The sequence below is a fragment of the Chryseobacterium sp. CS2K3 genome (genome assembly GCF_059515185.1).
This window is the reverse complement of record NZ_JCAKRW010000003.1, coordinates 1-15,884: the sequence shown is the minus strand read 5'-3', so window position 1 is coordinate 15,884 and position 15,884 is coordinate 1. Positions and strand designations below refer to the sequence as shown.

Sequence of the window (15,884 nt, the reverse complement as noted above, 5' to 3'; positions counted from 1 at the left end):
ATGAATAATAAGCTAGTTATACTTTCGATTGCAGCGCTCTCACTCACAGCCTGCAAAAAAGAAGCTCCGAAACAGGATGGTGCCAAGCCATATCCTGTTGTTTCTGTGGAGTCAAAAAATATAGTAGGTTATCAGACTTTCCCGGCAACCATTCAGGGTAGGGTAAATAATGATGTACGTGCTAAAATACAGGGATATATAACCCAATTATTAGTAGATGAAGGACAATACGTTACCAAAGGACAGCCATTGTTCCGTTTGGAAACCAATATCCTTACTGAAAATGCTGCCGCTTCCAAAGCCGGAATCGGAGCTGCCGAATCTAATATTGCTGCCGCTCAGGCTTCTGTAAATGCCGCACAGGTGGAAGTAAATAAACTGAAGCCGCTGGTTCAGAAAAACATTATCAGTAATGTTCAGTTACAATCTGCACAGGCTCAACTGGCACAGGCACAAGCTCAGCTGCAACAGGCGTATGCTGCTAAAAGACAGGCTGAAGCAAACTATAAAGGAGTAGAGGCAAATATTGAATATTCCATTATTCGTGCGCCTATTTCCGGAGTTATCGGGAAGTTACCTTTAAAAGTAGGAAGCTTAGTAGGACCATCTGATCAGATTCCTCTGACAACAATTTCTGATACTTCTCAGATCTTTGCTTACTTTGCCATGAATGAAAAAGAATATTTTGATTTCCTTGAAAAAGTTCCGGGAGCTTCTGTACCTGAAAAGATCAAAAACCTTCCGATGGTAGAGTTACAACTTGCCAATGGTAGCCTTTATCCTGAAAAAGGTAAAATTGAGGCTATTACGGGGCAAATTGATCCTACAACGGGAACAATTCAGTTCAGAGTGGGATTCACCAATGCTCAAAGACTATTAAGCAATGGAAACAGTGGAACTATCAGATTCCCACAACGATATGATAACGTATTAGTGGTTCCGGAAAGTGCCACTTATGAACAGCAGGGTATTGTTTATGTGTATAAAGTAGAAAAAGATACTGCTAAAAACGTTGTGGTAAATGTTATCGACAGAATTGACAATCTGGCTCTTATTAAATCTGGTGTAAATAAAGGAGAAACCGTTATTGCAGCCGGAATTGGTGGTCTTAAATCGGGAACAGCCGTGAAGCCGAAACCAATCAAAATGGATAGTCTTGTTCAATCAATAAAACCGAAATTCTAATGATAAAAAACTTTATTAACAGACCGGTTTTATCCACTGTAATCTCAATTCTAATTGTGATTCTCGGTGTTTTAGGACTGATCGCGTTACCGGTTACACAGTATCCGGACATTGCTCCGCCTACGGTAAGTGTTACCGCAAACTATACGGGTGCCAATGCCGAAACTGTAATGAAAAGTGTGGTTGTACCTTTAGAAGAACAGATCAACGGGGTAGAAGGAATGGATTATATTACTTCTTCTGCTGGAAATGATGGTTCTGCCAATATTCAGATCTTCTTTAAGCAAGGAGTAGATCCGGATATTGCGGCGGTAAACGTACAAAACCGTGTGGCTAGGGCGACACCTTTACTTCCTGCCGAAGTAACACGTTCTGGGGTTGTAACGCAAAAGCAGCAGACGAGTGCCCTGATGTATATGTCTTTCTATTCTGAAAATAAGGATTTAGATGATGTGTATCTTCAGAACTTTTTGAATATCAACGTTATTCCGAACCTTAAAAGGATTAATGGTGTAGGGGATGCTAACGTTTTCGGGGGTAAAAACTACTCCATGAGAATCTGGCTGGATCCTGCAAAAATGGCTGCTTATGGAGTAACTCCTACAGACGTTACCAATGCTATCAACGAGCAGAGTAGAGAAGCGGCTGCGGGTTCTATCGGACAAAACAGCGGAAGTTCTTTCGAATATATCATCAAATATGTAGGGAAATTCAACGATAAGAGTCAGTATGATAATATCATCATCAAAGCTCTTAAGGATGGGCAAAACCTTATGTTAAAAGATGTTGCTAAAGTAGAACTTGCCGGACAATCTTACTCAGGAATCGGGGAAAACGGAAACAGCCCTTCCATCAGTATGGGTATTTTCCAGACACCGGGATCCAATGCGCAGGAAATTATTAAGAATATTAAAGATTACCTTAAATCAGCAGAAAGTACTTTCCCACAAGGTGTAAAGTATACGTATAACTTTGATACGAATGAATTCCTTGAAGCTTCTATTGAGAAGGTAGTACATACGCTGATTGAAGCATTTATCCTTGTATTTATCGTTGTATATATCTTCCTTCAGGATTTCAGATCTACTTTGATTCCGGCGATTGCAGTTCCGGTATCTATTGTGGGAGCATTCTTCTTCCTGAATTTATTTGGATATTCATTAAACTTATTAACCTTGTTCGCCCTTGTACTGGCAATTGGTATTGTAGTGGATGACGCCATTGTGGTCGTAGAGGCTGTACATGCCAAGATGGAACACGGTATTTCCGATGCGAAAAAGGCGACGGTAGAAGCAATGGATGAGATCACGGGAGCGATTATCTCTATTACATTGGTAATGGCATCGGTATTTATTCCGGTAACGTTTATCAAAGGTCCTACAGGGGTATTCTACCAACAGTTTGGTATTACATTGATTGTAGCGATTGTGATTTCAGCTATTAATGCATTGACATTGAGCCCTGTTTTATGTTCATTATTCTTAAAGCCACACACAGAACATCATAAGGAATATCAAAGCATGAATTTCCTGCAGAAGTTCTTCTATAAATTTAACATAGCCTTTAAGACAACCACAGAACGTTACGGAAGAGGATTTGTATTCTTATTAAGACATAAATGGGTTACCTTGGTTATCTTTGCTGTAACAGGAGGTATTCTATATTGGGCAAGCGGTACGATGAAGAAAGGTTTCGTACCTACAGAAGACAGAGGGATTATCTTTACCGATGTTCAGCTTCCTCCGGGTGCTTCTATGGAAAGAACTTATAATGTTCTGAAAACTCTTCAGGCAAACGCAATGAAAGTTCCGGGAGTACAGAACGTTACTATTTCTACCGGTAGAGGTTTCTTATCTGGAAATGGAAGTAATAACGGTCTTGCCTTCATCAAATTAAAACCATTTGAAGAAAGAAAATCCGGCGGACAAACTTCCGAAGATATTACTAAAAAACTCTTTGGTATTTCAGGGTCTGTTCCTGATGCTAAAGTCGTTTTCTTCCAACCTCCAAGTGTACCGGGATTTGGTAGTAGTGCAGGTTTTGAAATGGTATTACTTGATAAATCAGGAGGTGAATATGCAGATCTTGATGCAAAGACAAACGAATTTATCGGAAAACTGATGCAGAGACCGGAAATTGAATTTGCTCAGACCTCATTCAATACAAAATATCCGCAGTATCAAATGGATATAAACGTTCCATTAGCTAAGCAGCTTGGAGTTTCTGTAAGTGATATCCTTGCTACAATGCAGGGGTATATCGGAGGTATCTACACCGCTGACTTTACGAAATACGGAAAACAGTTCAGAGTAATGGTTCAGGCTCTTCCTGATAACAGAAAAAGCATTGATAATCTGAATGAATTGTATGTAAGAACAGGTTCAGGAATCATGTCTCCAATCTCTCAGTTTGTAACTTTGAAAAAAGCATATGGACCACAATCAGTAAGCCGTTACAACCTATTTACCTCGGTGAAAATTACTGGAGCTAACTCTGCTGGATTCAGTTCCGGAGATGCCATTGCTGCTGTACAACAGGTAGCGCATGATGCATTGAATCAAAATTACTCTGTAGAATTTACAGGATTATCAAGAGAGGAATTGAATTCAGGATCTCAGACTTTATTAATCTTTGCATTGAGTTTAATCTTCGTATACTTTATCCTTTCTGCACAGTATGAAAGTTATATTCTTCCGCTGATCGTTGTAATTTCTCTTCCTTTAGGGGTAATGGGAGCTTATTTCGGACAGAAGATCATGGGATTGGAAAATAATATTTACTTCCAGATTGCATTGATCATGCTGGTAGGGCTATTGGCGAAAAATGCCATCCTTATTGTTGAGTTTGCCATTCAGAGAAGACATCACGGGGAAACCATTGTAATGTCTGCAATCAATGCGGCAAAAGCCAGATTAAGACCTATCCTGATGACATCATTTGCTTTTATCTTCGGTTTATTACCATTGGTACTTGCTAGTGGAATCGGGGCTGTAGGAAACAGATCAATTGCTACTGGTGCTGCTATTGGATTATTGATAGGAACCATCTTAGGACTTTTTGTAATTCCGGTATTGTATGTCATTTTTGAAACCATACAGGAGAAGATCAAGCCTATTAAAAAAGAAGAAATCAATTTAGCCGAGTAAAAATTAAAAATTTGGGAAATGGAAGTTGAGTGATCAACTGTTGCTCAACTTCCATCCTCAAATTTCTAACTTCTAATTTTAAACAATGAAGAGTTTATTAAACATCATAAAAGGAATAACTTTCTCAGCAATCATATTGGGAGCCATTACATCTTGTATGGCTAGAAAAGAATATGAAAGACCGAAAAACGTTGTTGACGAAAAGCTTTTCCGTACCGATATGCTTCCTTCAGACAGTGCTACTATTGCAAATGTTTCCTGGAAAGAGATCTTTACAGATCCTGTACTTCAGGGGCATATTTCTAAGGCTTTGGAGAACAATCTGGATATCAGAATTGCATTAGAAAGCATCAATTCAGCAGAAGCTTATCTGAAACAAAGTAAAGCAGCCTATCAGCCGACACTTTCCATCGGTCCCAATTATACTTTCCAAACGCAGTCTATCAATACCCAGTTTGGTCAGATCATTGGAGAAAGACGATATGTTAATCAGTTTGATATTACAGGAAACATTACCTGGGAAGCAGATATCTGGGGCAAGTTAAGAGCTCAGGAAAAAGCACAGCTTGCTACTTATCTTGGAACTGTTGCAGCTCATAAAGCGGTAAAAAGCAGCCTTGTTGCATCCATTGCTTCTGCTTATTATCAATTGCTGACATTTGATGCGCAGAAAAAGATCATTACGGAAACCATTGCAGTACGTGAGAAAAACCTAGAGACGACAAAAGCATTAAAAGCTTCCGGAACCCTTACAGAAGTAGCGGTACAGCAAAGTGAAGCCCTTGTTTTCAATGCAAAATCTTTATTGATTGATATCGATACCCAGATTCAGCTGCTTGAAAATACAATGAGTCTTCTAATGGGAGAATCATCGCATTCCATTGAGAGATCCACTTTAGAAGGACAAAATCTTCCAATCGATCTTAAATTAGGTTACCCAACTCAATTGCTAGCCAACAGACCGGATGTAATGAGAGCGGAATACAACCTTATGAATGCTTTTGAATTAACAAATGCTGCAAAAGCTCAGTTTTATCCTACGTTGAAGCTTACCGGAACAGGAGGGCTTCAGTCTGTGGATATTGATCATTTGTTCAGTGTAAATTCATTATTTGCAAACGTGGTGGCTGGATTGGCACAACCTATCTTAAACAAAAGAACGATCAAGACGAATTACGATGTAAGTCTTGCTAATCAGGAAACGGCTTATTTAAACTTTAGAAAAACCGTTCTTACAGCAGGAAAAGAAGTTTCTGACGCCATCAGGGTTTTCTCCGTTCAGGATTCATTTATTGACTTAAAACAAAAAGAGCTGGATGCCTACAAAAAATCAGTTGACTATTCTCAGGAATTGGTAAACTATGGGATGGCAAACTATCTTGAAGTATTGAATGCAAGTGTGAATTCATTGAATGCAGAACTTAATATTTCCAATGCACGATACAGTAAAATGAAAGCTGCCGTTGAGCTTTATCAGGCTTTAGGCGGAGGCTGGAAGTAAATATATTTTGCAATAAAAATAAAACCGTGTATCAGTAATGATGCACGGTTTTGTTTTTTGTCACCTCTTTAATTTCTGTTAAAAGTCAAAAAAAATAATTGATAATTTGCATATATGTATTTAACTACGTAGTTTTATACTTTAATAAAATGTTTAAAAATTAAAAACGATGAAACTGCAAATACAATCTTTAGACAATTCCTACTCAGCACAGGCAATTGATTTGATTCTGAGTATTCAGCAAAAAGAATTTAATATTCCTATTACCATAGAAGATCAGCCGGATCTTATGCAGATTGAAAGCTTTTACCATGAAGCGGGAGGCAATTTTTGGGGTGCTTTTATAGGTGGAGAACTTGTGGGCTCTATTGCTTTAGTAAAGTTTGATGAAAGAGGAGGAGCGATCAGGAAGATGTTTGTGAAAAAAGAGTTCAGAGGTAAAGAACTGAATATTGCTCAGATCCTTCTTGAAATATTAATATCTTTTTGCCGGGAAAAAGGCATTGATGATCTATATTTGGGAACAATAACGGTTTTGAAGGCAGCACAACGTTTTTATGAAAGAAATAATTTTGTGAAAACTGAAAAAGAAAAACTTCCGGTACGTTTCCCATTAATGAGTGCTGACGATATTTTTTATCATTTACATATTAACTGATATGAATGTAATTAACGAGGCAGGAATCCTTGCCATATCTACAAGAATGCACCGTCTCAGTGAACAGTTGAGAAAAGATGGTGCAATGATCTATAAAGCTTTCGGAATTGATTTTGAGCTTAAATGGTTTCCCGTCATTTTTACCATTTATAAAAAAGAGTTGGTAAGCGTAGTGGAAATTGCCAATGAAATAGGATACACCCATCCTTCAACGATCACTTTACTCAAAGAACTGGAAAAACTGGAGCTGATAGAATGGAAAAAAGATAAAAAAGATGAACGTAAACGGATGTTTCAACTCACTTCTAAGGGCAGTGAGCTTATCGAAAGCATGAAACCAGTCTGGGAACTGATGTCTCAGGTATTGGGAGATATTGCAGACAATCAGAATAATCTTCTGAAAGCTCTTAATGAAGCAGAAGAGAAAATTGCAACCCAATCATTTTATCAAAGAGCTTTGCAGATTAAAAATTCAAAGTAGCCGTATTTATATAACAAAACTATTAAACAATGACAATAGGATCAGGAATGTCCCATCAGATTTGATGCTTTTTCTTAATGATACAGCAAATATTGTTTATACTAAAAAGGGATATGATCTTGTAGGATTGTTCGTTTCCGGAAAGGGATCTTTAATTGTTATGAAAAAGCCGTGGAATAGTTTTGCAATTGATCTTTATTGTAAAAAATTAATTAAATCAAAATGATATATCATTTTTCCTTACCCCCCTAAACTTAAACTCGAAACCAAATAATTTCCATTTCTAAAACTTTCTCAGTATTTTTACTGAACTTTTTAATTACAACAAAATGATTCAGTATTTAGATAATATTCAGCACAAAGATTCAAAGAACTTTTTCCTTATTGCAGGACCTTGTATTATTGAAGGAGAAGATATGGCTTTGAGAATTGCTGAGAAAGTGATTAATATTACAGACAAATATAATATTCCATATATTTTTAAAGGAAGTTTCAAAAAGGCAAACAGAAGCCGTGTAGATTCTTTTACCAGCATCGGAGAAGAAAAATCTCTTGGAATTCTTAAAAAAGTAGGAGAGACGTTCAATATTCCTACCACTACGGATATTCACGAAAATGAGCACGCTGCATTGGCTGCGCAATATGTAGATGTTCTTCAGATTCCTGCATTTCTTGTACGTCAGACAGACCTATTGGTGGCTGCTGCAAAAACAGGAAAATGTGTGACTTTGAAAAAAGGACAATTCCTTTCTCCGGAAGCTATGAAATTTGCTGTTCAGAAAGTTACGGATTCTGATAATCAGAAAGTAGCAATCATTGAAAGAGGAAATTCTTTCGGATATACAGATTTAATCGTGGATTACAGAGGTATTCCTACGATGAGAGAATATGCGCCGGTAATTTTAGATGTTACTCACTCTTTACAACAGCCTAACCAAAGCTCTGGAGTGACAGGGGGAAGACCAGAACTTATTGAAACTGTAGCCAAAGCTGGTATTGCAGTAGGAGCAGACGGAATTTTCATTGAAACACATCCGACACCGGAAACAGCACTTTCTGATGGAGCTAATATGTTAAGGCTGGATTTATTAGAAGATTTATTACAAAAATTAACAAGAATTAGAGAATCGATTTTGTAATTGTTAAAAAAACATTAATTTTAGAAATTCTAAAATATTTCTTTTGAAAAAACTAGTTTTACCGCTAAGCCTTATGGTCCCAATGCTTATTTTCTCTCAACAAAGAAAAAAAGATACGGCGACCACTAAAGTGAACGATATAGAGGAAATTGTATTCCAGAAAAAAACAACAGGAAGAACCAATGACCTTACCAATGTGAAAATTTCTGCGAAAGAGGCTAAAGCTGTAGCTTCAATCAGTGGAGGAATTGAAGGATTGCTTAAAACATTACCTTCCGTAAATTCCAATACTGAGCTTTCTTCCCAATATATGGTGCGTGGTGGAAACTATGACGAAAACCTTATCTACATCAATGATATAGAGATTTACAGACCTTTCCTGATTAGAAATTCTCAGCAGGAAGGGATGAGTATCATTAATCCGGATATGGTTTCAACAGTAAATTTTTCAGCTGGAGGATTTGAAGCTAAATATGGCGATAAAATGGCTTCAGCTTTAAATGTTTACTACAGAGAACCTGAAAAATTTGAAGTTTCAGGAGAAGCAAGTTTAATTGGTGGCAGACTAACTTCAGGATTGGCATCAAAAAATAAAAAATTTACTGCTTTATTCTCAGGAAGATACAGAAATACCAATCTTGTTCTTAATACTTTAAAGGAAGATACCAATTTTAATCCTAGTTATTGGGATTTTCAGTCGTATCTGAATTATCATGTGAATGATAAACTTTCCATGTCGTTTATTGGATACTATTCCAAGAATGATTACGAAATGATTCCTAAAGAAAAAAAGATTGAGTTCGGAAGCCAATTGCAACCCATGTCTGTTGATATAAGCTATTGGGGAAAGGAGAATGACCAATATAAAAATATGATGGGAACTTTCTCACTGAACTATAAGCCTTCGGATCAATGGAAGTTTACAATGGATGCCTTTGCCTATCAGAACAGAGAAAGAGAATACTATACTATACAATCTGGTTATCAGTTACAGGTAATCGATCCTATTACAAAAGAGCCGGTTTCATCTTATGATGGAGGTAGCCAGATAGATCATGCCAGAAACGATTTATTTGTAAGAACTTATGGAACACAGTTCAGAGCGAAATTTTCGCCTAGTGTGAACAGTGATATTGAAGTTGGATTTAAATATGAAAAAGAGAATCTAAAGGATCTTACCAATGAATGGAGAGTGGTAGACTCTGCCGGATATAGCCTTCCAAGACCTGAAGTAATTGATCCAAGAACAAATCCTACATCAGGAAACCTTCGTCTGTTCTATTACATCGCAGGGAAGAATAATATTGAGCCTACAAGATTATCAGCATACGCACAATATTCACATAAATTCTATTGGGGAGCGAGCAAAATGTTTGTGAACGCTGGGGTAAGAGTGTCAAACTGGAGCTTCAATAAAGAAACTATTTTCTCACCAAGATTCCAGGTAGCGTTAAAACCAGATTGGGATTCAGATATGCTATTCAAACTTTCCGGGGGAATTTATTATCAGGCACCTTTCTATAAGGAGATCAAAGATCTGAATGGTGACTTCAATTCCAATATAAAATCACAACGTTCCATGCAGTTAATTCTTGCTAACGACTACGAATTTTATATGTATGACAGACCATTCAAGCTTACAACAGAGCTTTATTATAAAAAAATGGATAATCTGATTCCATACTATATGGATAATGTAAGAGTCCGTTACTCAGGTCAAAACAATGCTAAAGGATATGCTTATGGGATAGACACAAGATTGTTTGGAGAATTTGTTCCGGGGGTAGATTCTTGGTTATCTGCAAGTTATGCCAGAGTGTACGAAAATATTGATGGAAAAGGAAACATTCCAAGATCTACCGATCAAAGATTAAGAGTTGCGATGTTCTATCAGGATTATATGCCGCAGTTTCCTTCCATGAGGGTAAATCTTACCCTAACTTATGCTATGGGATTACCAACAGGTTCACCAGTATTATTCAATGAGAATGGACAACCAGACTTTAATGCAGCATATAATTATCAAAAAACGCTTACTTCTTATAAAAGGGTAGATATAGGATTATCAAAAGTCTTTATTGATCCAAAAGATAAAAATAAGAGATCCGGTTTTTGGGGCAATTTCCAGGAATTGACGTTAGGAGTGCAGGTTTTCAATGCCTTTAATATTAATAATGCCGTGGCAAACCAGTGGATTACAGATTATAATTCAAACAATATTTATCCTGTTCCCGTATATCTTACAGGGCGTTTCTTCAATGTGAAATTAGAATTCAAACTGTAGAAACAAAAATTACAAATTAAATTTTTCTGACCACATTTTACAATATAATCAGCGAAATAAAGATAAAAAGCTTTTGGATTTTTCCGGAGGCTTTTTTTATTTACCTGAATTTTATAACAACATTACAAAATTTTATAACAACGATATCCCGGATATTTTTAACTTTGCCTTATCAATGAAAAAGATTCTTGCCATATTATTCTCTATTTTCTACTTCGGATTCTCTTCCGGAGCTGCATTTAGCGTTCATTATTGTATGCAGGAATTCGTTTCTGTAAGCCAGAAAGTTGATGATATTTGTGGCAAATGTGGTGTTAAAGATAAAAAAGGATGCTGCAAAACAGAGATCAAAGTTGTAAAAGTTGATGATTCCCAAAAATCTGATCTGCTTAAAATTGATTTTTTAGGTCAGATTTCGGAAATTCCGGTGAAACATCAGTTTGTTTTTACAGACAAATCTTTCTCTGCAACAAAATTTACCCAAATTCAGATTAATGGACCTCCGGAATACCAACCGGTCCCTATCTATATCAATCATTGTAATTTTAGAATTTAGAATCCGTCAGTCGTTTCCGGTGTTTAAAAACATCGTGAAATATGACATGCCTTGGCGCATTACCTGTGCGTTACATTATTCTTTATTAAAAAAAATTAATTCTAAAATTTAAAACAATGAAAAAGTATATCATTACAGCAGCACTATCTTTATTTTCAATCATCTCACTTTCAGCACAGTCTAAAAAAGATGCTCAAGTTTCAAAACTGTATCAGAACTATATTGCGATCAAATCAGCTTTAGCGTCAGATGATGCGGATAAAACTTCAAAAGCTGCTACAGAATTCATTAAAACAGCTTCTACAATTGATTATAAGCTAGTTTCAGAAGGAAATCTTAATATTCTTAGAAAAGATGCTTCCGTTATTTCTGAGGCAAGAACAGTGGCTGCTCAGAGAGAAACATTCTTTAACCTTTCAGACAATATGATTGCTCTTACAAAAGAATTTAAACTTTCTGAAAAACCGGTATATGTACAATATTGCCCAATGGCTGATGGTAGCTGGCTAAGTGATGAAAAACAGATTATGAATCCTTACTACGGAAAATCTATGCTTTCATGTGGAAGTGTAAAGTCAGAAATTAAATAGTAAATGTAATATTCATTAAAACAATAAGTTGCGCGATTTACTTTATATTTGAATTTAAGTCGCGTAACTTTTAAAAAAGTTCGAAATATTATGAAAAAACTAATAATGTTTCTGGTGCTTTTATTCTCTGTTTTTACCTTCGCACAGACAACGAAAACTTATTATACCTGTCCCATGCACCCTGAGGTAGTATCTTCAAAACCGGGAGACTGCCCAAAATGCAAGATGACATTGGTAAAGAAAACCGTTGCAGTACAGCCCAAAGTTGTTGCAAAACCGGCTGTAAAGCCTGTACCTAAAATAGAGCCCAAAGCAAAACCAGTAGAAACTAAAGTCAATAAAGCTAAAGTTGATGTTAAAAAGATCAATAAAGTTGAAGAAGTCAAGAAAGCAATTCCTGTTAAAAAAACTGAAAAACTTCAGAGTGGAAAGCCAGCTTTAAAATCTGAAAATAAATCTCGATCTGCCTCTCAACCTCAGATCTCATACACTTGCCCGATGCATCCTGAAGTGATTTCAGATAAGCCGGGAAAATGCCCAAAATGCGGAATGGAACTGGTTGAAAAAGAAGATTATAGACAAGCAATCGTTGACAGCCCAAAAGAAGAAAAATCTATCTTAAAAAGAAACTCAGAAAACGGGAAGGTTACTTTTGGAGGTAAAACTGTACGATATGATCTATATGTAAAAGATACTATTGTCAATTTTACAGGTAAAAATAGAAGAGCACTCGCTATCAACGGTAAACTTAAGGCTCCGACATTATATTTTACAGAAGGAGATACAGCAGAAATCTATCTGCACAATATGTTAAAAGAAAATACAGGACTTCACTGGCATGGGGTAATTTTACCTAACGAACATGATGGTGTTCCTTATCTTACAACAAAACCTGTAAAACCTGGAGAAACACATTTATACAAGTTTAAAATCTCTCAAAACGGAACATATTGGTACCATTCACATGAAGCTTTGCAAGAGCAGATAGGAATGAACGGAATTCTAGTATTTAAGAAGAGAGAAGGAGAGCCAAAACCAGAATATAATGCGGATATCCCTGTATTATTGGGTGATTGGAGTGACGATGATCCAATGCAGATTGCAAGAAGACTTCATATGGCAAATACCGATTGGTATGCTGTGAAAAAAAATGCAGTGCAGAGTTATTGGGAAGCCATTAAATCCGGTAATTTTGGAACAAAAGCTTTAAACGAATGGAAAAGGATGGAAGCAATGGACGTAAGTGATGTTTATTATGATAAATTCTTAATCAACGGAGTTCCAAGTTCTGATTATTCTAATTTGAAAGCTGGCGATAAAGTAAGGCTAAGAGTTGCCAACGGAGGTTCATCCACCTATTTCTGGCTAAATTATGGTGGCGGAAAAATAAAAGTTGTGGGAAATGATGGAAATGACGTAGTTCCGGTGGAAGTAGACCGTTTGATTGTAGGTGTTTCCGAAACCTATGATATTGAAGTTACCATTCCTGAAAATAAAAGCTTTGAATTCCGTGCCACATCAGAAGACAGAATAGGGCACGCTTCACTCTGGCTAGGCTCAGGAGATAAAGTGGAAGCTCCCAATTTGCCAAGATTGATGCTCTTTGAAGGAATGAAAATGATGAACGGAATGATGGAAATGAGTGGTAATATGAAGCCAATGACCATGACGATGGGAAATCAGATGATGGATATGAACGAGGTAATGTATCCGGAAATTCCAGAAAGTCAAAGAAAAATGACTGCGAAACACATCAACGAGATGATGGGTGTGAAAACTAAGGAAGATAATAAGAAAGAAGATCATTCTCAACATTCAGGAATGGATATGAAGGAAGAAAAAACGATCAAAAGACTGTCTTATAATATTTTAAAGTCCCCTGAAAAAACAATTCTTCCGGAAGATAGCGTTCGAAATATGAAGTTTACCCTGGAAGGAAATATGAACCATTATCTGTGGACACTGGATAACAAAACCGTTACAGAAACAGATAAAATTTTGATTAAGAAAGGAGAAATCCTTAGAATCAAATTATATAACAATTCCATGATGCGTCATCCGATGCACCTTCATGGACATGATTTCAGACTGATTAATTCAAAAGGAGAATATTCACCTTTGAAAAATGTAGTAGATATTATGCCGATGGAAACTGTAACCATTGAATTTGCCGCTAATCAGGATGGAGACTGGTTTTTCCATTGTCATATTCTATATCACATGATGGCAGGAATGGGAAGAATCTTCAGTTATGAAAATTCAAAACCGAATCCACAGCTTCCGAACAGAAAACTTGCCTGGAAAAACTTTTTGAAAGACAATAAAATGGTAAGCTCCATGGCAATGCTGGATGTTGCAAGCAATAAAATACATGCAGAAACAATGACGATGTTCGGACCAAGATGGGCAAACTTAAATGAATTTCATACCAACTGGAACTTCGATCATTTTGAAGGAAGCGTAAAAGCAGGAAGATTTTTAGGTAAATTCCAATGGGCACTTCCTTATGCAGGATTCAGATTTCAGAAAAATCATGAGATCATGGAAAGACAGATGGCAGAAGATATGGGAATGGATTTTCACGGTAAGAAAACATGGTTTGGACAACAGAAAGCTTCAAAAAGTAGATATTCATTCATTGTCGGTATGCAATATGTATTGCCAATGCTGATCACAGCAGATGCCAGTGTAGACCATAACGGAAAAGTACTGTTGGAACTGAGCAGAGAAGATATCCCGATTTCCAGAAGATGGAGAGGAAACTTCAGTGTCAATTCTGATGGTGAGTTTTCTACAGGCTTGAGATATATCGTTCAGAAATGGTTATCGCTATCCGGAAATTATGATAATGAAATGGGCTGGGGAGCCGGTGTTACCTTAACCTATTAAACATAAAAACGTCTCACTTGTGAGGCGTTTTTTATTACATATCAAATGATTCAGGCTTTAATCAAATTTTATTTAAAAATTTATTTTTGGCTTTAGTCGAGACATATATTACATTTCCAATTCAATAATTTTTTGCGCCATTTTCCGATTGACATTCTCAGGAATCAAACTCATCAGAAAATTTCGAATCGAATTTCCATGCTCCCATTGAGAAATTTTTCCAATTGTCCGGCTTGTATTCACAATATAATCTACCTTTTTTCTCCTGATTTTTTGAAACTCGGCAAACACTGAATTAAAGTTTTTATTTTGAGCCAATAATCGACCAATGATATAAGCGTCTTCAATTGCCTGGCACGCACCTTGCCCCATGTTGGGTGTTGTGGCATGAGCTGCATCACCGATCAGACAAAGATTTTCAGAATACCATGTAGGAATAGGAGTAAGGTCTGAAATCTCATTACTGATGATATTCTCTTTTTCGGTTGCTTCAATAAGATTTAAAACTAAAGAGTTATAATCCCTAAAAATATCCCTAACTTCTAAATACCTGCTAAAACTTTTTTCATTAATACAGGCATACCAATATACTTTTTTATCGGAAATCTTTACAAACCCAAACCGTTTTCCTTTTCCCCACATCTCAAAAGCTTCATGATGATATCCTTCCGGTAATTCAAAATCTACAAGACCACGCCAACACTTTTGACCGGAACTTCGTATGCTCCCAGTTTTTAAGATCTGATTTCGTACTTTAGATTTAATACCATCAGCTCCAAAAATTATTTTACTTTCTATCTGATCTCCATTTTCAAAATCCAGAATATAGTTTTCCTTTTTTTCTATTTTCTTTAAAGAATGATTAAGTTTAATGGATTCCGAATTCAGATTTTCAGCAAGAATTCTTTGCAGTTCTGCTCTGTGAATTGCCACATTACAGGATTTATATTTATGCTCAAGCTCAAGGATTTCCGTTTTTGAAAATGGCTTTAATGATTCATTGGACAGAGTAATTTTGTGAATTTTATTTCCTGCATTTTCAATTTTCTCTTTTAATCCCAATGTATCGAAAACCTGCATAGCATTTACAGCCATCATAATTCCTGCTCCCACGGGTTTTATCTCCGGTGCAGATTCATAGATGGTGAAATCATATCCATATTGTTGAAGGACATTTCCAAGTGTGAGTCCGCCAATTCCGGCTCCGATGATTGATATGGTATTCATTTTTTAATTTTTAAATTGATTTTCAGGAAAAGCAATTTTGTGTTTTGCTACTAATGCACGAATAAAATTCTTATGTTTTATAATATGCTTCATATCAATAATTTATTTTTTTAAACCACATGTATTAAGGTATAATAAAATAATTCGTGCATTAGTGGCGATTATAATATGCCTCATATCCCCAAATTCACTTTTTAAAAACCACATAAATTAAGGTATAATAAAATA

General features: G+C 36.3%; 11 protein-coding genes. 10 read left to right on the top strand and 1 reads right to left on the bottom strand.

The features are described 5' to 3' along the window. The 10 genes from AC5YGG_RS05420 to AC5YGG_RS05375 all read left to right on the top strand — a co-directional run bounded on the left by AC5YGG_RS05420 (position 1) and on the right by AC5YGG_RS05375 (position 14,429). Positions 1–1,185 (top strand): efflux RND transporter periplasmic adaptor subunit, encoded by a 1,185-nt coding sequence (locus AC5YGG_RS05420; RefSeq protein WP_496143451.1) that lies wholly within the window; start codon positions 1–3, stop codon positions 1,183–1,185. Continuing rightward, positions 1,185–4,331 (top strand): efflux RND transporter permease subunit, encoded by a 3,147-nt coding sequence (locus AC5YGG_RS05415; RefSeq protein ID WP_496143450.1) that lies wholly within the window; start codon positions 1,185–1,187, stop codon positions 4,329–4,331. Before AC5YGG_RS05420 ends, AC5YGG_RS05415 begins: the two co-directional genes overlap by 1 nt. 85 nt (positions 4,332–4,416) lie before the next feature. Next, positions 4,417–5,832 carry an efflux transporter outer membrane subunit gene (locus AC5YGG_RS05410; RefSeq protein ID WP_496143448.1) on the top strand — a complete coding sequence of 472 codons (1,416 nt, stop codon included), beginning with the start codon at positions 4,417–4,419 and terminating at the stop codon, positions 5,830–5,832. A gap of 169 nt (positions 5,833–6,001) precedes the next feature. Then, positions 6,002–6,490, top strand: coding sequence for a GNAT family N-acetyltransferase (locus AC5YGG_RS05405; protein ID WP_496143447.1), 489 nt, complete (start codon positions 6,002–6,004; stop codon positions 6,488–6,490). A gap of 1 nt (position 6,491) precedes the next feature. Next, on the top strand, positions 6,492–6,971 hold the full coding sequence (locus AC5YGG_RS05400) for a MarR family transcriptional regulator (RefSeq protein ID WP_496143446.1): 480 nt from the start codon (positions 6,492–6,494) through the stop codon (positions 6,969–6,971). Between the two features lie 329 nt (positions 6,972–7,300). After that, a complete protein-coding gene (gene kdsA / locus AC5YGG_RS05395) occupies positions 7,301–8,110 on the top strand; it encodes a 3-deoxy-8-phosphooctulonate synthase (protein ID WP_496143445.1) in 810 nt (269 codons plus the stop codon). A gap of 43 nt (positions 8,111–8,153) precedes the next feature. Then, complete coding sequence (locus tag AC5YGG_RS05390) at positions 8,154–10,394, top strand: TonB-dependent receptor plug domain-containing protein (RefSeq protein ID WP_496143444.1); 2,241 nt, start codon at positions 8,154–8,156, stop codon at positions 10,392–10,394. A gap of 175 nt (positions 10,395–10,569) precedes the next feature. Then, the gene (locus AC5YGG_RS05385) at positions 10,570–10,950 is read left to right on the top strand and encodes an HYC_CC_PP family protein (protein WP_496143443.1); all 381 of its coding nucleotides are present in this window, start codon (positions 10,570–10,572) and stop codon (positions 10,948–10,950) included. A 116-nt stretch (positions 10,951–11,066) separates the two neighbouring features. Next, positions 11,067–11,540: a DUF3347 domain-containing protein gene (locus tag AC5YGG_RS05380; protein ID WP_496143442.1), complete on the top strand. Its 474-nt coding sequence runs from the start codon at positions 11,067–11,069 to the stop codon at positions 11,538–11,540. Positions 11,541–11,630: 90 nt separating this feature from the next. After that, on the top strand, positions 11,631–14,429 hold the full coding sequence (locus tag AC5YGG_RS05375) for a multicopper oxidase domain-containing protein (RefSeq protein WP_496143441.1): 2,799 nt from the start codon (positions 11,631–11,633) through the stop codon (positions 14,427–14,429). A gap of 108 nt (positions 14,430–14,537) precedes the next feature. Here AC5YGG_RS05375 and AC5YGG_RS05370 read toward each other — a convergent pair whose 3' ends face one another. Beyond that, a complete protein-coding gene (locus AC5YGG_RS05370; RefSeq protein WP_496143440.1) occupies positions 14,538–15,656 on the bottom strand; it encodes an FAD-dependent monooxygenase in 1,119 nt (372 codons plus the stop codon). Between the last annotated feature and the right edge of the window lie 228 nt (positions 15,657–15,884).